This window comes from Dyella tabacisoli, assembly GCF_003350925.1.
GTDB classification, from domain to species: domain Bacteria; phylum Pseudomonadota; class Gammaproteobacteria; order Xanthomonadales; family Rhodanobacteraceae; genus Dyella_C; species Dyella_C tabacisoli.
In genome coordinates this window covers 68,017-93,356 of sequence record NZ_KZ857175.1, presented here as the reverse complement: position 1 = coordinate 93,356, position 25,340 = coordinate 68,017, and the positions used below count along the sequence as shown (strand labels likewise).

Sequence of the window (25,340 nt, the reverse complement as noted above, 5' to 3'; positions counted from 1 at the left end):
CCAATAACTCCCGAACGCGGTGAACCTGCTTGTCATCGCAACGTTTGACGGCTGCGATGACACGAATCTGCTTCGATTGGCCTTTACAGACCATCGATACCGATTAGTGCTGCAGGGCGCTGATCAGCGGATTCGAGAAGGCAAACAGCAATGCCACGGCCAGACCGATAATGAATGCAGCGTCGATCAGACCGGCGAGCAGGAACATACGGCCCTGCAGCAGCGGCACCAACTCCGGCTGGCGAGCAGCCGACTCAAGGAACTTGGAGCCCATGATGGCAATACCCAAGCAAGCGCCCAGGGCGCCCAAGCCGATGATGATGCCGATGGCGATGGCGGTCAGGCCCTGTACGTGTGCGATGAGTTCCATGGTGTTCTCCTGTAAATCAATAAAGGGTTGTTGGCTAGAACGAAACGAGATGAAGCGAAATCTGGATGAAGCTTTAGTGGTGCTCGCGCGCCGTCGCGATGTAGACAATCGTCAGCATCATGAAGATGAACGCCTGCAGCAGAATGATCAGAATATGGAAGATCGCCCATGCGGTGTTGAACAACACACCCGGCAGGAAGCTCAACCAACTGGCGAACAAGCCCGCAATCAGCATGAAGACCAATTCGCCGCCGTACATATTGCCGAACAGTCGCATGGCGAGCGACACCGGCTTAGACAGGTATTCCACCAGGTTCAACAAGAAGTTGAACGGCACCAGGATGATCTTGACCACCAGGTTGTCCGCGTGGAACGGCGCCGTCATCAGCTCTTTGCCGAATCCGAGCGCACCCTTGGCCTTCATGCCATGAGCAATGATGATGAAGAATACAGATAAGGCGAGGCCTACCGTCGTATTGATGTCGGCTGTCGGCACCCAACGGAAGAAAGTGTGATGAGCTGCCTCATCGCCGGCGAGCGTCTTGACGCCCCAGCCCGGAGCATCGAGCGGCAGCAAGTCCATCGTGTTGAGGAAGGTCACCCACATGAAGATCGACAACGCCAGCGGGGTGATCGTGCGGCGGTCACCATGGAACGTGTCTTTTACCTGGGTATCGACGAACTCGACGATGATCTCGACAAAAGCCTGGCCTTTGGACGGCACACCGGAGGTAGCTTTACGGGCCTTCAGCCAGAACCACAGGCAGAACACTGCGCCGAGCACAAAGGACACCAATAGCGAATCCACATGAATCTTCATGAATGCGCTATCACCCAAACTCACGACGTCGTGATTCAGGTGATGCTGGATGTATCCGGTTAGACCGCCCTGCGGCTCACTTGCCATGTCTCAACCCTTGAATCTAAATGCCAGCAGATTTATTGCGTAAGCAGCCACCAGCCCCGTTATGGCAGCTAGCGGCGGCAATTTGAATTGACCCAGGATAGCGACCAGTCCCCCGAGGATCGCCATCCATTTCAAGACCATACCCGACATCAAGCGACCCATCGTCAAGCCAGCACCGCCCAATCCGGAGAACGTACGCGCAGCCAGCAGCGCGGTACCCAGCGCCACAATTGCGGCGCCCGCAAAGGCCGCTAGTGCTTCGCGGCGTCCTTGCGTCAGGAAGACGAGGCCCAGCAGAGCCGCCATGGACAATTGCAGCAAGATAATGCGCAATGCAAGACGACGCCCAGAGGCAAGACTATTGAGCACGTGAAGCTCCCGCGCGGTTTCGCACTAGGCGGCACCATTCAAGCAACGGGCCACGGTCCAATCCCAAAAAGTATATCAGTGGGGCCGCTGGAGCGACAAGCCGAAGCAACTGCGACATCTTGTCCCGTTAAGCCACAAAATCACTGAAGACGAGACACCCGGCCGCAAGAGCGGCCAAAGAAAAGGGCCGGACGTAAGTCCGGCCCTGCTCGCAACCGTTGAAGTCGCGATATAGCTCGATGATTTGAGCGATTACTTAGCGGCAGCAGCCTTCTTTGCTGCAGCAGCCGGCGCAGCAACGGCATCGTTGGCAGCCTGCTGCTGTTCCTGGGCGAGCGCATTGAGCGACTCGGCCGTCTTCTGGGTCACCGCGATGATTTCCTGGGTCACGGCGACAGCGCGCTCAGCGTTCTCGCGGTTCAGGCTGGCGCCCTTTTCCCACAAGCTGCGCAGACCGTCAGCGTCACGGGTTTCCAGCGCTTCGGTGATGAAATGAGTGGTGGCCTGGCCCTGCTTCTCCAGCGCGCTGAGCTGCAGCTCGGCGAACTTCTCCAGGCTCTTCAGAACCAGGGACTGCGCCTTGAAAGCGCTGTCGGTCAACTGCTTGGTGTAGGCAAAAACTTGGGAGTTGATTTGCTGCGTCATGGCTTTAGTCCCTCGAACGGGAGTGGGTTTGGTGGAGTAAAGCCTAGCAGTTTTTTTGTGCAATGCAATATATTTTTTTCTGACGTGGGAAACATTCAAGAAAAATTCATACAAGACAATTGATTAAACAAATTTGTCATGATTCTGCAATGCGTCAAAAGCTATCCCGGCTGCAGCTCGCGCCCGACGTGCAGGTCTCATGCACGACCACTTTGTCCAGACCCGGCAAGCCCGGCTCCAGGCGCCGCCAGATCCAGCGCGCCAGCATTTCGCTGGTGGGATTGTCCAACCCGTCGATGTCATTGAGGTAATGATGATCGAGCTGATCGTAGAGCGGCGCAAAGGCTGTCTTGACGTCCGCAAAGTCCATCACCCAGCCGAGTTTGGGATCCGGCTCGCCGCGAACATGGATTTCGATGCGAAACGAGTGCCCATGCAATCGCGCGCACTTATGCCCCGCCGGCACGTTAGGCAGCCGATGGGCAGCCTCGATCTGGAAAACCTTGAAGATATGCATACCGTCACCCCGGTTAAGCGCGGATCGGCCATCGGCCGGCTCGACAACGTCACTAGCCGGCCAGCGTAGCGGCACATGCCGAAACGCTTGGGACAGAATCTAAAGAGAAATGGTGGCTAGAGGCGGGATCGAACCGCCGACCTCAGCATTATGAGTGCCGCGCTCTGACCAGCTGAGCTACCTAGCCACGGAAACCTGCATCGAACCAAATCGCATCTGATTCGGTCGAGGGCCGCGCAGTTTAGTCGTCCCGCCATTTCGGTTCAAGTCCACCGGCTTGCCGCCACTTCGGGCGCTGTGGTTGAATCAGCAACGGGTAGTGGCGCACTCACCGCATGATGCCGCGCCGACGTACCCGAGGAGGCGACATGATCGACGTTGATGGCTACCGTCCGAATGTGGGGATCGTACTGCTGAACGCAGACGGTCAACTATTCTGGGCGCGCCGTGTCAATCGTGACGGCTGGCAGTTTCCTCAGGGCGGCATGCGTAGTGACGAAACACCGCTGGAAGCCATGTATCGCGAGCTGGAAGAAGAAACCGGGCTAGGCGCGCAGCATGTCGAAGTGCTTGCCAGCACACGAGGCTGGCTGCGCTACAAGCTGCCCCATCGTTATGTCCGCCATCATCAGCGCCCCATGTGCATTGGCCAGAAACAGGTGTGGTTTCTGCTGCGGCTGGTCAGCACCGAAGACGCCTTGCGGCTCGATGCCTGCGAGAAGCCGGAGTTCGACATCTGGCGCTGGGTGGATTTCTGGTACCCGGCGGCACATGTGGTCAACTTCAAACGCCAGGTTTACGAACGCGCACTGCGCCAATTCGCACCGCTGGTGGAAACCCTGTTGTGCGTCGAATTGGGCGGCCTGCCCCATCCATGCAGTGCCGATACCGAGCTTGCAACGGGTCCGGGCAAGGATTGCGCCGCCGCCTGAACGCGTGTATCACCCTTGACCCTCGATTGTTGACAATCATTCGCATTCGCGTTCTTATACGCGCCATGTATATCTGCCTATGTAATGCCGTCACCGACCATGACATCCGCCGCGTTGCGGCCGATGGGGTGCACAGCTTTGCCGAATTGCAGGCGCGCACCGGTTGCTCCGATTGCTGCGGCTGCTGTGAACAAGAGGCCCGCGCCACGCTCGATAAAGCGGTGGCCCAAGTGCTTCACCAGCTACCGATCTTCACCGCCTGATCCTTCGCCAGGGCAGCTCGACGTCAATGGCTCGGTGCTTATGCACGAACGTCTTGGCGCAGCGGAAAACCACTCCTATTCGCGTTTCGCCATAGCTCTTTAAGAGTACGTATAGTCACGGCTTAATAATTTGCAGCCGGAGACAGCCATGAAAGGCGACGCCAAGGTCATCGAGTTCCTCAACAAGGTGCTCTACAACGAACTGACCGCGATCAACCAGTATTTCTTGCATTACCGCATGTTCAAGGACTGGGGTTACGGCGAACTGGCTGCGCACGAATACAAAGAGTCGATCGAAGAAATGAAGCACGCCGATCATCTGATCGAGCGCATTTTGTTCCTCGATGGCCTGCCCAACCTGCAGCACCTCGGCAAATTGCGCATCGGCGAAAACGTGCTTGAGTGCATCCAGGGCGATCTGGATCTGGAAATGGCAGCGGTGAAAGATCTGCGCGATGCGATCGCTTACAGCGAAGGCGTGGCCGACTACGTCAGCCGCGACATGTTCAAGACCATCCTGCACGACGAAGAAGAGCACATCGACTGGCTGGAAACGCAATTCAGCCTGGTCAAAGACATCGGTGCCGAACGATATCTTCTGAGCAAGATCGAAAGCTGATGGCACAAGAGCCGCCCGCATCCTGCGCGGCGGCTTAAAGTTGCGGCACGGTTCCTTGACGCTCCCGCTGCAGCGGGGCTATACCTTGGCTTTTCCCTGGAACAGCCAGCATGGCTTCACGCCCGCCGCCGCGCTTTGTGGTGCGCCAGCACGACGACGCAGACCTGCGTCGTCGTTTGCTGTGGCTAGCTCTCGGGTGGCTGGTAAGCCTGCTGCTTTGCGGCCTCATCGTCAGCAGCATGGTCCGGCGCGCCACGCCGGCGGCCATCGACAAGCGGCAAACCCGCGAACTGACAGAGCAAAACGAGGCGCTGAAACAGCAAGTCGCCAACCTGCAACGCTCCCAGCAAGTCACCGACGTCGCCACCCGTGCCTTACAAGGCACCATGACCGAGCGCGAAGAAGAGATCAACGGCCTGCGTGCGGACCTGGGGTTCTATTCGCGACTGGTCGGCAGCGACGCTCAGCGGCAAGGCCTTAAAGTGCAGGAGATCCGGCTAAAACCGGTACCCGACGCTCATGCCTGGGATATCAACCTCAGCCTGACTCAAAACGCCAAGCGCGGCGAGGAAATCAGCGGCAAGGTCACCATCAGCATCGAGGGTCTGCACGGCGACAAAGTGCAACGGCTGGATTGGCCCGCGCTTGGCGACGTCGCGCAAAAAGACGGCTTGCCGTTCCGTTTCAAATATTTTCAATCGCTGCATGCCACTTTCGTGCTGCCGGCGGATTTCCACCCAACCCGCCTGCTCATCAAAGCTCAACCCAACGGCGATGAGGCCACCAACCGCGCCGCCACGTGGACCGATGCCTTGTCCGGCGACACTACTACTCAAGGGAACCCGTAATGTTCAACCGTAAGCGTGCCGAGCACGGCAACAACGCCAGTCATGACACCAGCCTGATTGCACATGGCACCGTCATTCGCGGTGATTTGCGCTTCAGCGGTGCGCTGCACCTGGACGGTCGTATCGAAGGCGCCGTTTTGGCTGAAGGCGACGATGCGGTGTTCACACTCAGCGAACATGGCCAGGTGCAGGGTGAAATTCGGGTCCCGCATGCCATCATCAACGGCCAGGTGCAGGGTGACATTCATGTCAACCAGCGGCTGGAGCTGGCGCCGCAGGCGCGGATTGCCGGCGATGTCCACTACCGCACCCTGGAAATGGCTGCCGGCGCCCAGGTGAACGGCCGTATCACTCATCGCATCGCCGAAGCCCAGCACGAACTGCCCGCCCCCGATATCGGCGAGGCGATGCCTGCCTGAACGCGCTATGCTTGCACTTGCCTCGCTGCAACCCCATATCCGCGCCATGGAAACCATCGTCCCTCTTCCCGCCGCTTTTGCCCCGGATTACCGCAACGTCGGCGCTCCGTTGGTGTTTACCGTGGCTGCCGCGCATAAAGTGCGCGAGCTGATCGTCGAAGAAGGCAACCCGGCACTGAAGCTGCGCGTGTATATCAGCGGCGGCGGTTGCTCGGGTTTCCAATACGGCTTCACCTTCGACGAAGCGCAGGCGGAAGACGATTTTGCGCTGGATCGCGAGGGCGTGACCCTGCTGGTCGATCCGCTCTCGCTGCAGTACCTCACTGGCGCGGAGATCGATTACTCCGAAAGCCTGAGCGGTTCGCAGTTCGTCATTCGCAACCCCAACGCCAAGACCACCTGCGGCTGCGGCTCTTCGTTTTCCGCTTGAGCCACCTTCAGCAGGCCTGCATGACCTCGCCGCGTACCAACACTTTCGCCGGCCTCAGCCTGATTCTCGACCGCGTCGCCGAACGACGCGACGAAGCGGCGTGGGTGAGTGCACAGGCCGCTTCGGCCGATGCGCGATTTCTGCTGCTCGATGCCTTGGGCGAAACGTATCTGTTGCCCGATCACGAAACGCTGCGCTGGCTCAATGCGGGCGAGCGCGAACAAATACTTGGCGACCTGCGTGTCAGCCTGCTCGGCTTCGCTGAGCAACGGCCGCATTTCTTGTTGGCGCTGGATGACAACGATCGCGCCAGCGAACTTGAATCGCGGCTCGGCGCACGCCGCATGGGCTTGCGCGAGGCCGGCTTACTGCTGCCTGCCGATGAGGCAGGCTTGTTTGCCTACGCCAAAGGCCTGGCGCATTGGCAACGCGAGACACGCTTTTGCGCGCGCTGCGGCGCGCCGTTGATCCTGGTGGCCGCCGGCCATCGCGCCCAATGCACCAACGACGACTGCGGCCGCCTGCATTTTCCGCGTACCGACGCGGCCATCATCGCCATCGTCGAGTACGACGGTGCCTGTCTGCTCGGTCGCCAAAGCGGCTGGCCCAAGGGGCGCTATTCCACCTTGGCGGGCTTCGTCGAACCGGGCGAATCACTGGAAGACGCGGTGCGCCGCGAGATCGCCGAAGAGTCGGGGGTGATTGTCGGCGAGGTTCACTATCACTCTTCGCAGCCATGGCCGCTGCCGGCATCGCTGATGGTCGGCTTCACCGCCAAAGCCATCTCGCCCGACATTCACCTGCGCGACCGCGAACTGGAAGAAGCGCGCTGGTTTACCCCGCAACAAATCGTCGACGGCCTTGCCGACGGCAGCTTCCTTGCATCCACGCGATTGTCGGTCTCCTATCAGTTGCTTTCGCACTGGTTGCAACAACGCGCAGGGCTGGATCTCGACGCACTGGTCAGAACCGCTTAAGTCTGCGACCGCCCGGCTACAATGCGTGCAACGACCGGGAGTCCCCATCCATGGCAATCAGCCTGCTTACCGCCCTTATCGCCCTGGGCCTGCTGCACTTTATGCCGCAACTCGCGCATTGGCGCGGGGATGGCGGCTTTCGCCGCTGGGTGGCGCAGCTAGGGGACACCAGCGGCCCCGGCCGGGTCGTACTGACCTTGCTGTTGCCTTTAGCCGCCTGCCTGGTCGTGCAATGGCTACTAGGCATGTTGCCCATGGCCAACCTGCTGCGGCTGGCCTTTTCACTGGTGGTCTTGCTGTACTGCTTTGGCCCGCATGCCTATGAAGCCGATCTTGAAGCCATCCTGAAAGCACCCGATGCCGTCAGCCGTGAAGCGGCAGCGCAGGCGTTAGGCGAAGACGGCGAGGCGGTGATCTGGCGTGCGCCCGAGCTTGGCGAGGCGGTGGTTTACGCCGCACTGCGCCGGCGCTTTGGCGTACTGCTGTGGTTCTTCTTGCTCGGTCCGTTCGGCGCTTTGCTCTATCGGCTGGCGCAGACCCTCGGCCGTGACAGCTCGTTGACCCTGGATACCCACGCACGCACGCTGGCCCGCGCCATAGCCAATGCACTGGACTGGGTACCCGCTCAACTGATGGTGTTCACCCTCGCGCTGGTCGGCCATTGGGATGCCGTCATCGGTGCATGGCGCCGCTGGCATCAACATCCCGTACCCAACGGCTGGTATCGCGACGGCCCTGGCTTTCTGGGCGCTGCCGCACGTGCCGATATCTTGATCGATATCGTCGCTGGCGATGGCTACGCGGAAGAGCGCAGCGATCCGCTGGTTGAATTGATGCGCCTGCGCAGCGCCCTGCTACGTGCGCTGCTGGCCTGGCTGAGCGTGGTCGCGTTGATCGTATTGGCGGGTTGGCTTAGCTAGATCGGGGCACCCTGAATCAGGGCACGCCTGAATCAGCGCAGCCCTTAAGCAAAATCGCCACGCAGTTCGCGCACCCGCGCTTCTAACAATTGCGCATCCGACTGTCCGGGCAGACGCGGCGCATCGACGACCAATTCCACTCGCGCACGGAAGCGCCGCGGCAAACGCGCGCGATGCATCATCGAATCGCGGCGACTCCAAATGCTGCCCCACAGACCGCGCAATGCCATGGCCACCACCGGCACCTGGCGGCGCGCGAGAATCCTTTCGATACCCGGCCGAAACGGCGCAACCGCACCGTCACGAGTCAACCCGCCCTCTGGAAAAATACAAACCAGTTCGCCATCGGCCAGCGCGGCATCGACCGCGTCATAAGCTTGCTGCAACACCGCCGGATCTTCCTTTTGCCCGGCGATAGGAATCGCCTTGGCGGTACGAAAAACAAACTTGAGCAGCGGGATATTGAAAATCTTGTAATACATCACGAAGCGCGCCGGCCGGCGCAGATTGGCCATCAGGATCAGCGGATCCATAAAGCTGACGTGGTTGCAGACCAGCAGCGCCGGGCCTTCTTCGGGGATCTGCTGCATGCCGTCCACCCGAATGCGGTACAGCGTATTGACCAGCACCCAGGTGATGAAACGCATCAGGAACTCGGGCACGAGGGTGAAGATATACACCGCCACCAATACGTTGAGCAGCGCCGCGGCGAGGAAGATCTGCGGCGCACTGAAGCCGATCAGGCTAAGCCCGAGCCCAAATGCCGAGGCCAACACGATCAGCAGCGCATTGAGGATGTTATTGCCGGCGATCACCCGCGACAGCCGCTCGCGCGGTGTGCGCGCCTGCACAAAGGCGAACAGCGGCACGACGTAGAAACCGGCGAACACGCCGATCAGGGTGAGATCCAGCACAATGCGCCAGCTACCGGCAGCCTGCAGAAACGACCACCATGTCAGCCCCTGCAGCGGTGCAGCGCCATGTCGGGCGAAAAACAAATCGACACCGAACGCCGTCAAACCAAACGCACCCAGCGGCACCAGGCCGATCTCGACGCGCTTGCCGGACATCTTTTCGCATAGCAGCGAACCGATGCCGGTGCCCAGCGAGAACAACGTCAGCACCAGCGTTTGCACAGAGGCGTCGCCCCCGAGATTTAGCTTCGTGTAGTTCGGTAGCTGCGCCACCAGCACGGTACCGAAGAACCAAAACCAGGAAATGCCGAGTACGGCGTTGAACACCGCGCGGTCGCTGCGTGTAATGCCGAGTACGCGCACCGTTTCGCTTACCGGATTCCAATTGAACTTCAGCTCGGGCGCGGTGGCCGGAGCGGGCGGAATCGAGCGGCTGGCGAAATAACCCACTACCGCCACGCCGATCGTCAACGCTGCCGACAGATACGGCCCGATGCCGACCATCTGCATCAGCATATTGCCGATCACCATGCCGATCAGGATCGCCAGTTGCGTGCCCATTTCCACCAGACCGTTGCCGCCGACAAGCTCGGTCGACTTCAATGCCTGCGGCAAGATGGCGTACTTGATCGGCCCGAAAACCGTCGAATGCACCCCCATCAGGAACAACACCAGCAGCAGCAATGGCAGGTTATGCGCGTGAAAGCCGTAGGCCGCCAGCACCATCGCAGCGATTTCGAACAGCTTTACGTAACGGATAATTCGCGTCTTCTCGAACTTCTCAGCCAACTGACCGGCCGTGGCCGAGAACAGAAAGTAGGGCAGGATGAACAACGCCGGCGCGAGATTCGTGTACAGCGACACTTGGCTCGTCGGCAGCCCCATCTGAAACGCGGCCAACATGACCATGGCATTACGGAATGCGCTGTCATTGAACGCACCCAGCGCCTGCGTCCAGAAAAACGGCGCGAAGCGGCGACGGCCTAGCAAGACGAATTGGCTCATGCGATGTCCCTTCCGATGGATCGGCACAGCCTAGCCGAATGCGTCTTGCGCATGCACGTAAATCGCGTGGCTGGGCGATCAGCACCCTAGTTGCAGCGGGTAACCAGCCCGCCCAGACTGTCTGCCTGAATCATCTGCCTGAATCAGTCGAGAGAGACCATCATGGGCGATCGTCCAACCAATGAAACGACTTCTTTACGCCGTAGTGGCGGATGCCTCTGCGGCGCTGTGCGATATACGGTGACGGGTGAGCCGATCAACGTGCGTATCTGCCACTGCCACCGTTGCCAGAAAGCCACCGGATCGGCCTTCTTCGCCAGAGCGTTGTTTGCCAAAGGAGCCGTGACGATCGAGGGCAGCCCCGCCGAAATCCGCTCCTCCGCTGATCTGATGCGGCGATTCTGCCCACAATGCGGCAGCCATCTGTTCTCCGAACGTATCAGTAATCCGCACGCCCTGGCTGTCACACTCGGCTCGCTGGACGATCCCGATAGCTTCGCCCCCACCGAACACATCTGGACATCGCGAAAAGTGGCATGGCTGGTACTCGCCGACAACCTGCCGCAGCATCCCGAGATGCCCAGCTAATCAGCGATCAACGCCGCAAGGCGCGATGCGCAATATCACGGCGGCAGAAAACGCCTTCGTAATGGATTTTGCCGACCGCGGCATAGGCATGCTCGCGTGCGGCGGCAATATCTTTGCCTAGCGCGCAAACCGTCAGCACACGGCCGCCCGCACTGACGGCATGGCCTTGCGCATCGAGCTGGGTGCCGGCGTGAAACACTTTCACGTCCGCGCCGAAATCGCTGTTAAGGCCTTCAATGACGTCACCGCTGCGCACCTTGCCTGGATAGCCGCCCGCTGCCAGCACCACGCCTAGCGATGGGCGCGAATCCCAGCGCGCCTCGATGTCATGTAGACGTCCATCGAGAGCTGCCTCGATCAGCTCGACCAAGTCGGATTTCAAACGCATCATGATCGGCTGGGTTTCCGGGTCGCCGAAACGCACATTGAATTCGATCACTTTCGGTGCGCCGTGCTTATCGATCATCAGGCCGGCATACAGAAACCCGATAAACGGCGCGCCTTCGGCAGCCATGCCATGCAAGGTCGGCTCGATGACCTCCTTCAGGATGCGCTTCTCGACCTCGGCGGTGACCACCGGCGCCGGCGAATACGCGCCCATGCCGCCGGTATTGGGGCCTAGATCGCCCTCGTCGCGACGCTTGTGGTCTTGGCTGCTCGCCATGGGCAACGCGTTGCTGCCATCGCTCATCACGATATAGCTGGCTTCCTCGCCATCGAGAAATTCTTCGATCACGACGCGCGCGGAGGCGTCGCCGAAGGCGTGGGCGCCAAGCATGTCGTGCAGCGCCAGCTCCGCATCGGCAAGGGTCAGCGCCACCACCACGCCTTTGCCGGCGGCAAGACCATCGGCCTTGATGACGATCGGCGCGCCATGCTCACGCACATAGGCCAAGGCCGGATTGAGTTCGGTGAACACCGCATAGCGTGCGGTAGGTATGTTGTGGCGTAGCAGGAAATCCTTGGCGAAGGCTTTGGAGCCCTCCAACTGCGCGGCAATCGCACGCGGCCCGAAAATACGCAGACCGGCGGTACGGAAGCGATCGACGACACCAGCCACCAGCGGCACTTCAGGGCCAACGACGGTCAGCCCGACTTTCTCTTCGCGCGCTAGCCGCAACAGGCCGTCCAGATCGGTCACCGCCACATCCGCATTACGCACGCCGCGCTCATGTGCGGTGCCGGCGTTACCGGGGGCAACAATCACTTCGCTCACCCGTGGCGACTGCTTGAGCTTCCACGCCAGTGCGTGTTCGCGACCGCCACTGCCGATAACGAGAACTTTCATACCTGCTCCGAATACGTAGAGATAGCGCTGACCGACTTGAGCGCAGGGGCATATTGTAGAGCCTGTTCAAAGTCTCCCCGTAGCCCGCGTTGAGCTGCTGTGGCCGTCAGGTGGTAGTGCGTGGCGCAGCGCCTGACTGGCCGTCAGGTCAAGCCGCGCGCTGGCGCATGGCGGCCACAGCGGCTCAACCCTTCGGGCCGGGGCTGTTTGCACCCATGACCGCGTCATCACTCAGTCGTGTACCGACGTACACTCTTTCATTCTTCCTTGTCCTGCGCGCAAACAGCTCCCGGCGCGGGCCACGGGGAGACTTTGAACAGGCTCTAAGGGTGTCCTGCCCGAGGTTTGCCATGGATCGAGCCGCACCGTGCCCACAGGGATGGCTATGCTCGTCTCCCCCACCCCGGAAACCGCCATGAAACCGCACTGGCTCGCCGCTTTACCGCTTTTGCTGATCCTTCCGTTACGGATACACGCCGCGGCATGGCAAGAGCATCCCGAATGGGCCAAAGCCTTCGCCGAAGCCAATACTCACGGCACCTTGCTGGTCTACGACGAGCGGGCCGATACCTGGCACGTGCTGGATACGGAGCGCGCCAAGCACCCTTATCTGCCCGCATCCACCTTCAAATTGTTCAACGCGCTGGTGGCTTTGGATACCGCTGCGGTGAAAGACGAGTACGAGGTGATTCGCTGGGACGGCAAGGTGCGCAGCATCGACGGCAAACCGTTTGCCGAATGGAACCGCGATCAGAGTCTGGCTAGTGGGATGCGCTATTCCACCGTGTGGCTCTATCAGGAGGTCGCACGCCGCGCGGGCCAGGAGCGCATGCAGCAATGGATCGACAAGGCGGGCTACGGCAATCGCGACATCGGCGGCGGCATCGACATGTTCTGGCTTAGCGGCAAGCTGCGCATCTCGGCCGAGCAGCAGATCGATTTCTTGCGCCGGCTGGCCGACGACAAACTGCCATTCTCGCCCCGCGCACAGGAAACCGTACGACGTATAAGCATCACCGAATCGATGCCCGCTTATGTACTGCACGCCAAGACCGGCTGGGGTACGCATGCCGCGCAGAACGCCGCGAATGATGACATCGGCTGGTATGTGGGCTGGGTGGAACGCGACGGCCGTCGCTGGTTTTTCGCGATGAATCTCGACCTGTCGGCTACGAGCGATGGCGCCAAACGGGTACCGTTGACGAAAGAGTTGCTGAGGCAATTGGGCGCTTTGCCGCGAGAAATTTGATCCGCAACCGCGTCGTCGGCGAAGGTAGGCTGGAGTGAGCGCATGCGAACCCCAACGTGGCGCTCAACACTACGTCCAACATGGCATCCAACTTGGCGTCCCACACGGCGCTCAACGTTAACCCTGCCGTGGCTTGTTGGGGTTCGCTTTGCTCACCCCAACCTACGGTTCGTGGTGTTGGTCGAGCAGGGCTAGCATCGCGGCGCGGGGCAGCTTGCCGGTTTCGTTGCGGGGCAGGGTATCGACCCGTCGCAAGGGCCGTGGCAGAAACAGCGGATCGATCGATCGGCGCAGCGCATCGAGAATGCCGTGTTCGTCCAGCCCTGGCGCGACCACCAGGGCAGCAATGCGGCGCACGCCTATCGCGTCGGCGGTGTCGAGCTGAAACACCACGCCGTCCTGCACGCCGGGTATCGCCAACAGCCGGCGGGTGAGATCGCTAAGCGAAGCGCGCTTGCCGGCAATCTCCAGCATATCGGCGTGTCGGCCACGCAACTGAAAGCATCGGCCACCCTCTTGCAAAGTAACTATATCGGCGAGCGTCAGCGGCTGCTCCAACTGCGGCGCTTCGATCAAGGTGCCGTCGGGTTGCGGATGCAGGCTGACCCCATCGTATAGCGACCATGCTTCGTTCTGGGCAGTACGCCGAGTAGCGAAAGCGCAGGTTTCGGTCGAACCGAATATTTCTCGAAGCGGCGCGCCAAAACGCTGCTCGGCGGCACATGCCAGCTCGGGCGGCATCGGCGCAGTGGCCGATACCATCGCGGCGACAGGTGGCAGCTCAACGCCAGATTCAACCAAGGCGCGCAGATGTACGGGCGTAATGACCAACACGCGCGGCTCGGGTACTTCGGCCAGGGCAACGGCAACATCGGCGGGGAAAAAAGGGCGTCCGGCGTGAACACTGATCTCGCCCAGCAATGGCAGCAGCACCGACATTTCCAGGCCGTAGATATGCTGTGACGGCACTGTGGCCACGACATGGAAACGCTCGCCCACCGTGGCTTGCAGCATGGCCAGATTACCCGCGTTACTGGCATGAAAGCTGCGCCAGGTCTTGGGGTTGGCCTGGGGTGTACCGGTGGAGCCGGAGGTGTAGCCGATCGCGACGATCTGGCTTGCCGGAATCAGCGGTAGTGCGAAATCCTCTGGCGTCAGCGACGCCATATTCAGCAGCGGTAGCTGCCAATAATGAAGCAGCGCGGGGTCCGCCACCTGTTCGCCCACGGCATAGCAACCCGGATGCGCGGCCATCACCTCGTTCACCGCTTGCGGTGCGCGCGATGGCGGCAACAGGTTGGCCTGCCCACGCAAGGCGATGGCGCAAAACGCAACGAGAAAGCTGTAACGGTCCTCACACAGATTGACGGCGGCGATACCCGTTGGCAGCCGCGCCGCCACCTGTCGCACATGGGCGTGAAAACGCACCGCGCTGATCGCTTCGCCGTCGCGCCATGCCAGCACGCGCTGCGGATCGCGGGCGATCAGCAGCGGTAACTCCGGGGCCAGGCGGGCGCGTCGATAGGCGTCAGTAGTCAATCCATTCTCCACAAGCAGTCCAGGCGTCTGTTGAACCGGTGCCGGCCGATTGCAAAGCAGCCCTGGCCCGACAGACCCCTGGCGTGCGTTGCCGCACAAGTCAGCCGCGAATGATAACGCCGGTCAGCGCATCGCGAATGGTGCTTGGCTGAGCCTGTCCGCCCAACGGTGCGTCAAGCAGGCCATCGAGTGCATCGCCGAAGTACGCGGCCACGGTTTCAGCCGATCGAGCCGGTGGTTCGCCATGCGGGTTCGCGCTAGTCGATACCAGGGCACCACCGAACGCGCGGCACAAAGCCATCGTGGGAGCGTGCGCGGTAACGCGTAGCGCGATACCGGCATGTGCGCCGGCCACCCAATCGGGCACTTCGGCAGTCCGTGGAAAGATCCAGGTCGCCGGACCGGGCCAGCTTGAACGCGCTTGCGCCAGGATGGCCTCCGGCACGGCGGCAAGATCGATATAGCGGGCGACTTGCTCGAAGTCCGCGGCGATCAGTAGCACCCCCTGCGTCGATGCCCGTTGCTTTAACCCGAACAGGCGCTCAAGGGCCTTTTGCTGATGTGGATCGCAGCCAAGGCCGTATACCGCCTCGGTGGGGTAGGCCAGCACGCCGCCGCTACGCAGTAGCGTGGCGGCGGCATCGACTTCAGCAAGGGTGTAGTGCTTGGGCACAGGGAGCCTGTCAATGGTTTGCGTCCCTCCCCCGATAAAGGGGAGGGCAACACTTAGGCATCGGTGGCGGCGACTTTCTTGCTTGCCGCCTTCTTGGTGGCCACTTTTTTGGTGGCGGTCTTTTTAGCTGCGCTGCCCTTGGTCGCGGCTTTCTTGGTCGCCGTCTTCTTGGTGGCGGTTTTTTTAGTCGCCGCCTTCTTCGCTGCCGGCGCAGCTTTCTTGGCCGCTGCCTTTTTCGTTGCAGTTTTCTTCGCGCCAAAACGGCCTTTCTTTTTTGCCGGTGCGGCGGCGAGCAGTTCGAGGCATTGTGCTTCGGTCAGCTCTTTCGGCTCTTGATCCTTCGGGATACGCGCGTTCTTTTCGCCATCGGTGATGTAAGGACCGTAGCGGCCATTGAGTACCTGCACGCCATTGCCGAAATCCAGGATCAGCCGATTGGCCAGCATCTCCAGCTTTTCTTGCACGATTTGCAGCGCGCGCGGCAATTCGATGGTGTACGGATCGTCCTCGGCCTTCAGCGAAGCGTAGGTGCTGCCTTGCTTCACAAAGGGGCCGAAGCGGCCAACACCCACGCTGACCTCATCCCCATTCTCGGCCTGGCCCAGGTTACGCGGCAGCTTGAACAGCTCCAGCGACTCCTCCAGGGTGATGGTATGCATGCTCTGGCCGGGACGCAGACTGGCGAACTGCGGCTTGTCCTCGTCGTCCTTGGTGCCGATCGCGGCGTAAGGTCCAAAGCGGCCCAGGCGCACGGATACCGGCTTGCCGGTTTTCGGATCGGTACCCAGCTCGCGCGCACCGGTGGCTTCGTTGCGATCGACCGATTCGGTTTTTTCGTCCACCTGCTGTTTGAACGGCACCCAGAAGCGCTCCATCAGCGGCACCCAGGCTTCTTCGCCACGACTGACCGCATCGAGTTCGTCTTCGAGCTTGGCGGTGAAGTCGTAGTCGACGTATTGGGTGAAATGCTGGGTCAGAAACTTGCTCACGGCACGGCCGACGTCGGTCGGCTTGAAGCGCCGGCTATCGAGCAGGACATATTCGCGATTGAGCAAGACCTGGATGATGCTGGCGTAGGTCGAGGGACGGCCAATGCCATGCTCTTCCAACGCCTTCACCAGACTAGCCTCGGAATAACGCGGCGGCGGCTCGGTAAAATGCTGATCGGCGGCGATATCGTGCAAGGCCACGTGCTCGCCAACGGTCAACTTGGGCAGGCGCCGGCCTTCGTCGTCGTCATCGGCGCTCTTCTGGTCGCGGCCCTCTTCGTACACGGCGAGAAAGCCCGGATCGACAATGGTGGTACCGGTGGAGCGAAACGCGGCAGCGCCGCCGGCAACCTGATTGAGCGCGAAATCCACCGAAACGGTGTTCATCGTGGCGTGGATCATCTGGCAGGCTACGGTGCGCTTCCAGATCAGCTCATACAGCTTGCGCTGGTCGTCATTGAGGAAGCTGGCCACGTCGCGCGGCGTGTGCAGGGCCGACGTCGGGCGCACGGCCTCATGCGCTTCTTGCGCATTCTTGGACTTGGTGCGGTACACCTGCGGGCCGTCCGGCAACGCCTTGCGGCCATAGTCGCGCTCGATAAGCTGGCGCAACTCGGTCACCGCATCATCGGACAGCGCGGTGGAGTCGGTACGCATGTAGGTGATAAGACCGACATTGCCCTCGCTACCAAGAGCCACGCCCTCGTACAGGCCTTGCGCGACTTTCATCGTACGGCTGGTGGAGAAACCCAGCTTGCGCGCGGCCTCCTGCTGCAAGGTAGAGGTGGTGAACGGCGGTGCCGGGCGACGCTTGCGCTCCTTGCTGCCGACTTCGCTGACGGTGAGCCGGCCATGCGCGGCCTCTTTCAACGCTTCGCGCGCGGCCAGCGCATCGCTTTCGTTGGTAAGGTCGAATTGTTCGAATTTCTTGCCGTTGAGCTTGGTCAGCCTGGCGGTGAAATCATTCTCCGGGTGACGCAGCGACGCTTCGATGGTCCAGTATTCGCGGGCGTTGAAGGCTTCGATTTCTTCTTCGCGCTCGGCGATCATGCGCAGTGCCGGGCTTTGCACGCGTCCGGCCGATAAGCCGCGCTGTACCTTGCGCCACAGCACCGGCGACAGATTGAAACCGACCAGGTAATCCAACGCACGGCGTGCCTGCTGCGCATCCACCATGTCGTGCGAGAGCTGACGCGGGTTAGCCACCGCCGCCTTGATCGCTTTCGGGGTGATTTCAGAGAACACCACCCGATGCAGGTTCTTTCCTTTGGTGAGGCCGCGTTCTTTGAGAATCTCGCTGATATGCCAGGAGATAGCCTCGCCTTCGCGATCCAAGTCGGTCGCCAGATAGATGTCGTCGGCGAGCTTGGCGGCCTTGGCGATGGCGTCGACATGCCTCTCGTTGCGCTCGATCACTTCATAGGCCATGGCAAAGTCATGCTCGGTATCTACCGCGCCCTCCTTCGGCTTCAGGTCACGCACGTGACCGTAGGAGGCCAGGACCTGAAAGTCCTTGCCGAGGTATTTGTTGATCGTCTTGGCCTTAGCCGGCGACTCAACGATGAGCAGGTTTTTTGCCATGAAACTGGGCTTCCACAAACGGACCACCGCCGCCAGGGGCAACGGACATATATATATAGTGAGACCACGCCAGCTCGACGGCTGTCAAGCTGGATCGTGTAAAAATGTGGTGAAACACGACTTTCGCTCAGTGCGCAAGACGTTGGTAACGGTTGCCGGGCAAGCCTTCGACCATACCCTCCAGCTCCAGCATCAGCAGCATGGAAGACAGCGCCGCCGCCGATTGACCGGTGCGCGCCACCAACTCATCCAAGGCTGCCGGATCGTGGCCCAGGGCCTCCAGCAACCGTTGGTAGTCCGAATCGCCGCGCCAACCGCTCGCGCCAGCCATGGGAACCGCATCCTTACGGCCCTCACGCCCACTCAAACGACTCGCCAGTTCAACGCCCAGCGCGACCGCCGCCGGTGCAAGCGCCTCGACCACCTCGCTGGCGCTTTCCACCAGCCGCGCGCCGTCGCGGATCAGCCGATGGCAACCGCGAGCCAGCGGATTATGTATGGAACCGGGCAGCGCGAACACCTCTCGCCCTTGTTCGCCGGCCAAACGCGCGGTAATCAACGAGCCCGATTGCAGCCCGGCCTCGATCACCAGCGTGCCCAGCGCGAGCCCGGCAATGATCCGGTTACGCCGGGGAAAGTGGTCGGCACGGGCCGCCGTGCCCGGCGGAAACTCGGTAACCAGCACGCCCTGGGCCGCGATCCGCCGCGCCAATGCATGATGTTTGCGTGGATAGACCCGGTCCGGCCCGGTGCCCATCACTGCCACCGTGGCCAGCCCTGCATCCAATACCCCGGCATGCGCCGCGCCGTCGATACCGTCGGCCATGCCACTGGTCACCGTAAAACCCGCCAAGCCCAGCTCGCGAGCGAAGCCGCGGGCATGGGCCAAACCCGCCGCGCTGGCGCTGCGGGCGCCAACGATGGCGACCTGCGGATGCAGCAACAAACTGGCATCGCCAGCCAGGAACAGCGCCGCCGGGGGCTGCGGAATGGTTTCCAATTGCGGCGGAAAATCGGCCTCCGTGCAGCACAGCAGCCGGTGGCCTGGCTCGGCCAGCCAGGCCAGATCGGCAGCCAATCGCGCTTCGTCGGGCTGATCCAGCCAGGCCGCTGCCTCATCGCCGAGCTGCGCCGGGTGACGCCGCAACTGCGCCAGCACGATGTCGATATCGCCGTTTGCCGCCAGCAGCCGCTCGCGCAACCCGCCCGGCCCCAGTCCGGGTGTGCGCAGCACCGTCAGCCAGGTTCGCCATGTGTCGACTTCGCTCATGCGCGCAGTCTACGGGCAGGACAGATACGACAACGGCGCGGGGATGCCGCGCCGTTGTGTCAGGGATCGCTGAAAATCGACCGTCGGAGCGGTTTCTTACTCCGGCGTCCTGAGGTGATCGCGTACATGCACCGGCTTCAAGCCGTCCATCACCAGGCCATAGCTGACCTTGTCGAAGGTGCGGAATACCATCACATGGCCGACGAATTCCTCCGGCAAAGTGACTTCTTTACCGGTGCCGCGACGCCAACTGTTGCTGGCGACGTCGTCGTTAATGGTTTGACCCGGCTGATAGATCGCATAGGTCTGGCCATTGTCCACGCCGTCCCTTGAGCCGATCGACATCGCGATCACCTGGCGAGAGCCGGCCGCATCCATCGCATCGGTGAATGCGATCACATGCGCATCGCTCGGCGCACTCTTGGGTGCGTGCGGATAGAAATACGGGTCGTAAGGCTTGTCGTCGACCGGCAAGATGCGATCGCCCGCGCGAATTTCCATGTTGGAATCGAGCAGCAACAAGGTCGAGGGATCACCGGTGCGCAACGTCTCGGCCGTACCGATCACCGCTACTTCGACGCCCAGATCCTTGCCGCGTCCGTAATGGCCATCGTCGCGGAAGTTCTCGTTCCACGGCGTGCTGACCATGCTGACATTGCTGTCCAGCTCGTGCGCAACCAGGTCATCGGTCTGGTCGTGACCCTTTTGCGCACCGAAGCCACGGAATACATGGGTCGGCCGCACGATCGCCCAGCGCTGACCCGGCTCGGTCTTCAGATTGCGCACGTAGAGGTTCTGGCCGCTGGTGCCGCGCAGTTGACCCTCTTCGATGCCGACCACGTAAGGAGCCTCACGGATCTGGTTGGAATCGACCACTCGCATGTCTTTGAGGAACATGCGCAGTTGCGCCAGCGGGATCGCCGGAATCGCCTCACCCTCGGTGCGCACCCGCGGCTGCAGGCTAAGCCGCGGCCCGTTGACGAAGGAGAGGTTGAGCACGTCACCCGGATAAATCAGATGCGGATTCTGTACCTGCGGATTGGCCTGCCAGATCTCCGGCCACAACCAGGGCTTGGACAGGAACCGCGCAGAAATACCCCACAAGGTGTCGCCACGGCGCACCGTATAGGTATCTGGATGATCGGTGCGAAGTTGCGCACCCGCAGCGTAAACAGCGACGGTGACCAGCATGCCGGCCAACAGTCCGACGGACTTTCTTATCATGAACGAGAATCCCCACCCCCTGAAGCTCGGGCGAGTTTAGCCGAACAGTCCATGCCCGCAACTGGAGCCAGTTGGCAAAACCGTCTGCCGGACATCAGTTGGGCGGCGTACAATGACGGCCTTTCCAAAAGATCGCGTCCGCGCCTGGTTTTCACCAGCAGCCTTAAGTGACGCCGTTTAAGTGAACTCCATGTCGACCCTGCCTATCATTGAATTTCCCGATCCCCGCCTGCGCACCAAGGCTGAGCCCGTGCGCGTGTTCGATGCCGAACTGAAACAGTTCGTCGCCGACATGTTCGAGACCATGTACGCCGCCAATGGCGTCGGCCTCGCCTCGACCCAGGTCAACGTACATAAGCAAGTGCTGGTCGCCGATATGAGCGATGAGCGCAACGAGCCGCTGGCGCTGATAAACCCCGAAATCCTCGAAAAGGACGGCTCTCAGGTGTACCAGGAGGGCTGCCTGTCCTTTCCCGGCATCTATGCCGATGTCACCCGCGCATTAAAGGTGAAAGTGAAAGCGCAGGACGTCGACGGCAAGGACATCGTGGTCGAGGCCGAAGGGCCGCTGGCAGTGTGTATTCAACATGAGATGGATCACCTTGCCGGCAAAGTGTTCGTCGACTACCTGTCGCCGCTGCGACGCACGATGTTGCTTAAGCGATTGGACAAGCAGCGCAAGCAGGCGGCGAACGGTTGAGCGCCCCGCCGTTGCGCCTCGTCTTTGCCGGCACCCCGGAATTCTCCGTTCCCTGCCTTGAAGCCTGCCTCGCCAGCGGCGCCGAGGTAGTCGCCGTCTATACCCAGCCGGATCGCCCGGCCGGCCGTGGCCGCAAACTCACGCCCAGCCCGGTAAAGCAGGCCGCGCTCGCCGCCGGCATCGTGGTGGAGCAGCCGGAGTCGCTGAAGTCCGCCGAAGCACAGCGGCTGCTTGCCGCTTACCGGCCAGATTTAATGGTGGTGGTGGCCTATGGCCTGATCCTGCCGCGCAAGGTGCTTGCCATCCCGCGTCTCGGCTGCTGGAACGTACACGCCAGCTTATTGCCGCGCTGGCGCGGCGCGGCGCCGATTCAGCGCGCGATCCTCGCCGGTGATGCCCACAGCGGCGTCGACCTGATGCAGATGGAAGCGGGCCTGGATACCGGCCCGGTCTTGTTGGAGCGACGCACGCCGATCAGCCGCGACGATACCGGTGGCTCCTTGCACGACCGTCTCAGCGCACTCGGTGCCGATGTGCTGGTTGAGGGACTGCGTCGTACCCTAGCGGGGGAGATCCTGGCAGCGACGGCACAGCCCGACGATGGCGTCGTTTACGCGCACAAATTGGACAAGGCTGAAGCCAAGCTCGATTTCAACCGGCCGGCGATTGAACTGGAACGCCAAGTGCGGGCCTTCGATCCATGGCCGGTGGCCGAAGGCGATATCGCCGGCGAGCCCTTACGCCTATGGGCCGCACACGCGCTCGACCAATCGCACGGCGCAACCCCCGGCAGCGTACTTGCCGCCAGCCGCGACGGCATCGACCTGGCCTGCGGCGAAGGCGTGCTGCGGGTTACAGCGTTGCAACGGGCCGGGGGCAAGCGCATCAGCGTCACCGACTATCTCAACGCACGGCCCGAATTGCGCGCACTCTGCGCGAAAGCGCTATGACGGCTACCGACACTCGCGCCCTCGCCGCCCAAGCACTCGCCGAAATCGCCCTGCGCGGCGCCTCGTTGCGCGAGGTGATGGAGCGCCAGGCGCCCAAGCTCGCCGACTCGCGTGACCGTGCCCTGTTGATGGCCTTGCTCAGCGATGGTTCGCGCTGGTGGTTGCGCTTCGATGCGGCGCTGGACCGTTTGCTGGAAAAATCGTTGCGCCAAAAAGAACCCGCCGTGCACGCGCTATTGGTGCTCGGCCTGGTGCAGTTGGAAATTCTGCAGTTGCCGGACTACGCCGCCGTCGCCGCGACCGTGCAGGCCACCCGCGCCTTGCAGCGCCCGCGCATGGCCGGGCTGGTCAATGCGGTGTTGCGCCGTTGGCAACGCGAGCGCGTCGAGCTGCTGGCTGCGCTCGATGCCAAACCGCAAACCCGCCATGCCCACCCGGCTTGGCTGGCACAGGCGATCGCACAGGATTGGCCAGACCAGGCCGATGCCGTCATGGCCGCCGACAATCGCGAACCGCCGCTGATGTTGCGCGTAAACCGCCGCCGCAGCGAACGCCACGAGCTGATCGAACGCCTGCAAGCCGCCGGCCATGCCCCACAGGCGCATGCCTGGCTCGTCGACGGTATCGTGCTGCCGCACAGCAGCGACGTCACTCGCATGCCGGGCTTTAACGAAGGCCACTTCGCAGTGCAAGACGGCGCCGCGCAGGTCGCGGCGGACCTGGCCGACCTACGCGATGGTCAACGCGTGCTGGATGCCTGCGCCGCGCCGGGCGGCAAAGCCTGCCATCTGCTGGAGCGCGCCGAGATCGCGCTGACCGCCCTGGAATTCGACCCGACGCGCGCCAAACGTATCCAGCAGAATCTGGACCGCCTCAGCCTCAGCGCCGAGGTCATCATCGGCGATGCCGGCGCCCCCGCCGAGTGGTGGGATGGCACATCTTATGATCGCATCTTGATCGACGCGCCCTGCTCGGCCACGGGCGTCTTGCGCCGCCGTCCCGATGTACGCCTGCATCGTCGGCAGAGCGACACCGCCACGCTGGCAGCGCAGCAGCAACGCATCCTGCACGCGCTGTGGCCCACGCTGGCGGTCGGTGGCCGACTCGTCTACATCACTTGTTCGCTGCTGCGCGCAGAGAATGAGGCCATCGTAGGTGAGTGGCTGGCGGCACAAACCGACGCGCAAGCCGTACCGTTCACGCTGCCCGCCGGTCAGCCAGCGACCGTGGGCTGGCAAATACTGCCCGGCGATGATGACCTCGACGGCATGTACTATGCGGTGATCGAAAAGCACGGCCGCTCATAAAGATCGGCAGGTCCGTGCGAAAGGCTTTCGGGGAAACGACGGCAGCCGCATAAGCCAACCCAAAGAGCATCGCGACTAAAGTGGTTCTCTCGCACTCCGCCACAAGATCTCTTACATGCCCTCATTCGCTCAAGCCACCGCACAGGAACGCCGCTACTTTTGGCTGTTGCTGATTTTCGCCATCGTGGTGATCGGTGCCGGCATGGGGTTACGCGATCCATGGCCCTCGGACGAACCGCGCTTCACCCTGGCCGCCAAGCAAATGGTGGAGAGTGGCGATTGGTTGTTTCCGCATCGTGGCAGCGAGCTGTACTCGGACAAGCCACCGATGCTGATGTGGACCGAGGCGGCCAGCTATACGCTCACGCGCAACTGGCGCGTCGCGTTCTTGCTGCCTTCGCTGCTGGCCGCGCTGGGCACACTGTTTTTCATCTATGACCTCGGCCGGCGCCTGTGGAATCGGCAGACGGGGCTATATGCCGCCGCCGCCTTGCTGCTCTGTTTCCAATTCGTCTATCAGGTCAAACGCGCGCAGATCGATCCGCTGGTGGTGTTCTTTATTACCGCCGCCAACTGGGGCCTGCTGCGACATATGCTGCTGGGACCGAACTGGCGTGCGTACTGGTTCGGCTGCTTTTGTGCGGGCCTTGGGGTCATTACCAAGGGCGTCGGCATCATCGCGCTGCTGATGTTGATTCCCTATGCCGCCGCCGCACGCTGGCGTTGGGATGGTGTCGCTCGTATGGAGCACGGCGCCTGGTGGCGCTGGTTGCTCGGCCTGCCCGCGGTACTGCTGGCGATTGCACTGTGGCTGGTGCCGATGCTGCTCACGGCGCACGCCCGCGCCCAAAACCCGGCCTATCTGGCTTACGTCAACGACATTCTGTTTCGCCAGACAGCCGGACGCTACGCGAATGCCTGGCACCACCTGCATTCGCCGGTGTATTACATCCCGATCCTGTTATTTAGCTGGTTGCCGCTGTCGTTGACCTATCCGGGCACGCTGTCGCGGTGGTGGCAGCGATTAAAGGCCAAGGACGCGCGCATTCTGTTGCCGCTGGGCTGGATTGCGCTGATGCTGCTGTTCTTCAGCGCGTCGCCGGGCAAGCGCGATGTATACATATTGCCGGCAGCGCCGATGCTCGCGCTGGTGACGGCCCCCTTCCTCGACGAGCTATTGCAGAAACGCTGGCTGCGGATCCTCGGCCTGCTCTTCATCACGGTACTGGGCACGGCAATGCTGCTGCTCGGCGCCTATGCTTTGGCGGCACACCCGAAGTTCGCCGCCAACCTCGCCGCCTCACGCGGTTTCGATGAAGGCGAGCAAGCGTTGTGGTGGATGCTGATCGTGATCGGCGCGGCTCAACTCACACTGGTCGCCGTGCTGCGCGTGCGCCGCGCCGCCTGGGCCGTCGGCGGCGGCATGACCGTGTTGTGGCTGGTATGGAGCTTGTGGGCGTATCCGCTGCTCAACGACTCCAGCTCATCGGCCGGATTGATGCGCGAGGTACGCGAGAAGCTGGGCCCACAGGACGAGATCGGCCTGATCGATTGGACCGAACAAAACTTGCTGATGCTGGATCGTCCGGCCAAGGATTTTGGTTTCAAGCAGCCAGCATCGACGCAGTACGCCAAAGCCATGCAATGGCAGGCCGAATCGCCAAGTCATCGCTGGCTGTTCGCACAGGACACCGCGCTCGGCGCCTGTGTCCTGCGCGACAAGGCCGTGAGCCTGGGCCATGCCAATCGCCGCGCATGGTGGTTGTTCAAAGTCGATGCCGTGGTGCCGGGCTGTGTCCCGACAGCCGATGGCGACGTACCGGACGCCAGCGACACTGGCGATTAAG

Annotated in this window: 26 protein-coding genes and 1 tRNA gene; 14 read left to right on the top strand and 13 right to left on the bottom strand. The window is 61.8% G+C overall.

The features are described 5' to 3' along the window. Nucleotides 1-103 precede the first annotated feature (103 nt). The 6 genes from atpE to DVJ77_RS07320 form a co-directional block, all read right to left on the bottom strand. Nucleotides 104-370, bottom strand: coding sequence for a F0F1 ATP synthase subunit C (atpE, locus tag DVJ77_RS07345; RefSeq protein WP_114844849.1), 267 nt, complete (start codon nt 368-370; stop codon nt 104-106). A gap of 73 nt (nt 371-443) precedes the next feature. Next, nucleotides 444-1,277 (bottom strand): F0F1 ATP synthase subunit A, encoded by an 834-nt coding sequence (atpB, locus tag DVJ77_RS07340; RefSeq protein ID WP_114844848.1) that lies wholly within the window; start codon nt 1,275-1,277, stop codon nt 444-446. Nucleotides 1,278-1,280: 3 nt separating this feature from the next. Next, on the bottom strand, nt 1,281-1,646 hold the full coding sequence (locus DVJ77_RS07335; protein ID WP_225427883.1) for a hypothetical protein: 366 nt from the start codon (nt 1,644-1,646) through the stop codon (nt 1,281-1,283). Between the two features lie 252 nt (nt 1,647-1,898). Further along, nucleotides 1,899-2,390 carry a phasin family protein gene (locus tag DVJ77_RS07330; protein ID WP_225427882.1) on the bottom strand — a complete coding sequence of 164 codons (492 nt, stop codon included), beginning with the start codon at nt 2,388-2,390 and terminating at the stop codon, nt 1,899-1,901. A gap of 55 nt (nt 2,391-2,445) precedes the next feature. Then, complete coding sequence (gene queD / locus DVJ77_RS07325) at nt 2,446-2,808, bottom strand: 6-carboxytetrahydropterin synthase QueD (protein WP_114844846.1); 363 nt, start codon at nt 2,806-2,808, stop codon at nt 2,446-2,448. 110 nt (nt 2,809-2,918) lie between these two features. Further along, a tRNA-Met gene (locus DVJ77_RS07320) sits at nt 2,919-2,995 on the bottom strand. 181 nt (nt 2,996-3,176) lie between these two features. Between DVJ77_RS07320 and DVJ77_RS07315 the strand changes: the two genes are divergently transcribed. The 8 genes from DVJ77_RS07315 (at nt 3,177) to ampE (ending at nt 8,216) form a co-directional block, all read left to right on the top strand. After that, a complete protein-coding gene (locus tag DVJ77_RS07315; protein WP_114844845.1) occupies nt 3,177-3,740 on the top strand; it encodes an RNA pyrophosphohydrolase in 564 nt (187 codons plus the stop codon). 56 nt (nt 3,741-3,796) lie between these two features. Further along, complete coding sequence (locus DVJ77_RS07310; RefSeq protein WP_114845274.1) at nt 3,797-4,003, top strand: (2Fe-2S)-binding protein; 207 nt, start codon at nt 3,797-3,799, stop codon at nt 4,001-4,003. A gap of 148 nt (nt 4,004-4,151) precedes the next feature. Continuing rightward, a complete protein-coding gene (bfr, locus tag DVJ77_RS07305; RefSeq protein WP_114844844.1) occupies nt 4,152-4,622 on the top strand; it encodes a bacterioferritin in 471 nt (156 codons plus the stop codon). Between the two features lie 110 nt (nt 4,623-4,732). After that, nucleotides 4,733-5,470 carry a DUF6776 family protein gene (locus tag DVJ77_RS07300; RefSeq protein WP_114844843.1) on the top strand — a complete coding sequence of 246 codons (738 nt, stop codon included), beginning with the start codon at nt 4,733-4,735 and terminating at the stop codon, nt 5,468-5,470. Then, nucleotides 5,470-5,889: a bactofilin family protein gene (locus DVJ77_RS07295; protein ID WP_114844842.1), complete on the top strand. Its 420-nt coding sequence runs from the start codon at nt 5,470-5,472 to the stop codon at nt 5,887-5,889. The genes DVJ77_RS07300 and DVJ77_RS07295 overlap by 1 nt, the downstream gene beginning before the upstream one ends. A 46-nt stretch (nt 5,890-5,935) precedes the next feature. Next, nucleotides 5,936-6,319 carry an iron-sulfur cluster insertion protein ErpA gene (gene erpA, locus DVJ77_RS07290; protein WP_114845273.1) on the top strand — a complete coding sequence of 128 codons (384 nt, stop codon included), beginning with the start codon at nt 5,936-5,938 and terminating at the stop codon, nt 6,317-6,319. Between the two features lie 20 nt (nt 6,320-6,339). Next, nucleotides 6,340-7,296, top strand: coding sequence for an NAD(+) diphosphatase (gene nudC / locus DVJ77_RS07285; RefSeq protein WP_114844841.1), 957 nt, complete (start codon nt 6,340-6,342; stop codon nt 7,294-7,296). Nucleotides 7,297-7,346: 50 nt separating this feature from the next. Further along, on the top strand, nt 7,347-8,216 hold the full coding sequence (gene ampE / locus DVJ77_RS07280; RefSeq protein WP_114844840.1) for a regulatory signaling modulator protein AmpE: 870 nt from the start codon (nt 7,347-7,349) through the stop codon (nt 8,214-8,216). A 44-nt stretch (nt 8,217-8,260) separates the two neighbouring features. Here the strand turns inward: ampE and DVJ77_RS07275 are convergent, their stop codons facing one another. Next, the gene (locus DVJ77_RS07275; RefSeq protein ID WP_114844839.1) at nt 8,261-10,135 is read right to left on the bottom strand and encodes an MFS transporter; all 1,875 of its coding nucleotides are present in this window, start codon (nt 10,133-10,135) and stop codon (nt 8,261-8,263) included. A 162-nt stretch (nt 10,136-10,297) separates the two neighbouring features. On the opposite strand from DVJ77_RS07275, the gene DVJ77_RS07270 reads away from it, so the two are divergent. Next, entirely contained in the window at nt 10,298-10,723 is a 426-nt protein-coding gene (locus tag DVJ77_RS07270) for a GFA family protein (protein ID WP_114844838.1), read from the top strand. A gap of 7 nt (nt 10,724-10,730) precedes the next feature. Here DVJ77_RS07270 and purD read toward each other — a convergent pair whose 3' ends face one another. Then, nucleotides 10,731-12,011: a phosphoribosylamine--glycine ligase gene (gene purD / locus DVJ77_RS07265; protein WP_114844837.1), complete on the bottom strand. Its 1,281-nt coding sequence runs from the start codon at nt 12,009-12,011 to the stop codon at nt 10,731-10,733. A gap of 415 nt (nt 12,012-12,426) precedes the next feature. Between purD and blaOXA the strand changes: the two genes are divergently transcribed. Continuing rightward, nucleotides 12,427-13,260 carry a class D beta-lactamase gene (gene blaOXA / locus DVJ77_RS07260; RefSeq protein ID WP_162791403.1) on the top strand — a complete coding sequence of 278 codons (834 nt, stop codon included), beginning with the start codon at nt 12,427-12,429 and terminating at the stop codon, nt 13,258-13,260. A gap of 162 nt (nt 13,261-13,422) precedes the next feature. Here the strand turns inward: blaOXA and DVJ77_RS07255 are convergent, their stop codons facing one another. From DVJ77_RS07255 to DVJ77_RS07235, 5 genes are all read right to left on the bottom strand, one after another. Continuing rightward, nucleotides 13,423-14,799 (bottom strand): AMP-binding protein, encoded by a 1,377-nt coding sequence (locus DVJ77_RS07255; protein WP_114844835.1) that lies wholly within the window; start codon nt 14,797-14,799, stop codon nt 13,423-13,425. A gap of 100 nt (nt 14,800-14,899) precedes the next feature. Continuing rightward, the gene (gene tsaC, locus DVJ77_RS07250; protein WP_114844834.1) at nt 14,900-15,472 is read right to left on the bottom strand and encodes an L-threonylcarbamoyladenylate synthase type 1 TsaC; all 573 of its coding nucleotides are present in this window, start codon (nt 15,470-15,472) and stop codon (nt 14,900-14,902) included. Between the two features lie 53 nt (nt 15,473-15,525). Continuing rightward, nucleotides 15,526-18,042 (bottom strand): DNA topoisomerase I, encoded by a 2,517-nt coding sequence (locus tag DVJ77_RS07245; protein WP_114844833.1) that lies wholly within the window; start codon nt 18,040-18,042, stop codon nt 15,526-15,528. A gap of 127 nt (nt 18,043-18,169) precedes the next feature. After that, on the bottom strand, nt 18,170-19,312 hold the full coding sequence (dprA, locus tag DVJ77_RS07240; RefSeq protein ID WP_114844832.1) for a DNA-processing protein DprA: 1,143 nt from the start codon (nt 19,310-19,312) through the stop codon (nt 18,170-18,172). 96 nt (nt 19,313-19,408) lie between these two features. Continuing rightward, nucleotides 19,409-20,536, bottom strand: coding sequence for a LysM peptidoglycan-binding domain-containing protein (locus tag DVJ77_RS07235; RefSeq protein ID WP_114844831.1), 1,128 nt, complete (start codon nt 20,534-20,536; stop codon nt 19,409-19,411). Nucleotides 20,537-20,726: 190 nt separating this feature from the next. Between DVJ77_RS07235 and def the strand changes: the two genes are divergently transcribed. From def to DVJ77_RS07215, 4 genes are all read left to right on the top strand, one after another. Then, the gene (gene def / locus DVJ77_RS07230; protein ID WP_114844830.1) at nt 20,727-21,236 is read left to right on the top strand and encodes a peptide deformylase; all 510 of its coding nucleotides are present in this window, start codon (nt 20,727-20,729) and stop codon (nt 21,234-21,236) included. Next, nucleotides 21,233-22,186, top strand: coding sequence for a methionyl-tRNA formyltransferase (fmt, locus tag DVJ77_RS07225; protein ID WP_114844829.1), 954 nt, complete (start codon nt 21,233-21,235; stop codon nt 22,184-22,186). Before def ends, fmt begins: the two co-directional genes overlap by 4 nt. Then, a complete protein-coding gene (gene rsmB, locus DVJ77_RS07220) occupies nt 22,183-23,493 on the top strand; it encodes a 16S rRNA (cytosine(967)-C(5))-methyltransferase RsmB (protein WP_114844828.1) in 1,311 nt (436 codons plus the stop codon). Before fmt ends, rsmB begins: the two co-directional genes overlap by 4 nt. 115 nt (nt 23,494-23,608) lie before the next feature. Continuing rightward, nucleotides 23,609-25,339, top strand: a complete 1,731-nt coding sequence (locus tag DVJ77_RS07215; protein ID WP_114844827.1) for an ArnT family glycosyltransferase — start codon at nt 23,609-23,611, stop codon at nt 25,337-25,339. Nucleotide 25,340 lies beyond the last annotated feature (1 nt).

Excerpts from the sequence above, each read along its gene's own strand:
- DVJ77_RS07315 (WP_114844845.1), top strand. The coding sequence starts at position 3,177 with ATGATCGACGTTGATGGCTACCGTCCGAATGTGGGGATCGTACTGCTG.
- queD (WP_114844846.1), bottom strand. The coding sequence starts at position 2,808 with ATGCATATCTTCAAGGTTTTCCAGATCGAGGCTGCCCATCGGCTGCCT.
- ampE (WP_114844840.1), top strand. The coding sequence starts at position 7,347 with ATGGCAATCAGCCTGCTTACCGCCCTTATCGCCCTGGGCCTGCTGCAC.
- dprA (WP_114844832.1), bottom strand. The coding sequence starts at position 19,312 with ATGAGCGAAGTCGACACATGGCGAACCTGGCTGACGGTGCTGCGCACA.
- DVJ77_RS07215 (WP_114844827.1), top strand. The coding sequence starts at position 23,609 with ATGCCCTCATTCGCTCAAGCCACCGCACAGGAACGCCGCTACTTTTGG.
- blaOXA (WP_162791403.1), top strand. The coding sequence starts at position 12,427 with ATGAAACCGCACTGGCTCGCCGCTTTACCGCTTTTGCTGATCCTTCCG.
- DVJ77_RS07235 (WP_114844831.1), bottom strand. The coding sequence starts at position 20,536 with ATGATAAGAAAGTCCGTCGGACTGTTGGCCGGCATGCTGGTCACCGTC.
- bfr (WP_114844844.1), top strand. The coding sequence starts at position 4,152 with ATGAAAGGCGACGCCAAGGTCATCGAGTTCCTCAACAAGGTGCTCTAC.
- DVJ77_RS07295 (WP_114844842.1), top strand. The coding sequence starts at position 5,470 with ATGTTCAACCGTAAGCGTGCCGAGCACGGCAACAACGCCAGTCATGAC.
- purD (WP_114844837.1), bottom strand. The coding sequence starts at position 12,011 with ATGAAAGTTCTCGTTATCGGCAGTGGCGGTCGCGAACACGCACTGGCG.
- DVJ77_RS07270 (WP_114844838.1), top strand. The coding sequence starts at position 10,298 with ATGGGCGATCGTCCAACCAATGAAACGACTTCTTTACGCCGTAGTGGC.
- nudC (WP_114844841.1), top strand. The coding sequence starts at position 6,340 with ATGACCTCGCCGCGTACCAACACTTTCGCCGGCCTCAGCCTGATTCTC.
- DVJ77_RS07245 (WP_114844833.1), bottom strand. The coding sequence starts at position 18,042 with ATGGCAAAAAACCTGCTCATCGTTGAGTCGCCGGCTAAGGCCAAGACG.
- DVJ77_RS07300 (WP_114844843.1), top strand. The coding sequence starts at position 4,733 with ATGGCTTCACGCCCGCCGCCGCGCTTTGTGGTGCGCCAGCACGACGAC.
- atpE (WP_114844849.1), bottom strand. The coding sequence starts at position 370 with ATGGAACTCATCGCACACGTACAGGGCCTGACCGCCATCGCCATCGGC.
- rsmB (WP_114844828.1), top strand. The coding sequence starts at position 22,183 with ATGACGGCTACCGACACTCGCGCCCTCGCCGCCCAAGCACTCGCCGAA.
- atpB (WP_114844848.1), bottom strand. The coding sequence starts at position 1,277 with ATGGCAAGTGAGCCGCAGGGCGGTCTAACCGGATACATCCAGCATCAC.
- def (WP_114844830.1), top strand. The coding sequence starts at position 20,727 with ATGTCGACCCTGCCTATCATTGAATTTCCCGATCCCCGCCTGCGCACC.
- erpA (WP_114845273.1), top strand. The coding sequence starts at position 5,936 with ATGGAAACCATCGTCCCTCTTCCCGCCGCTTTTGCCCCGGATTACCGC.
- DVJ77_RS07275 (WP_114844839.1), bottom strand. The coding sequence starts at position 10,135 with ATGAGCCAATTCGTCTTGCTAGGCCGTCGCCGCTTCGCGCCGTTTTTC.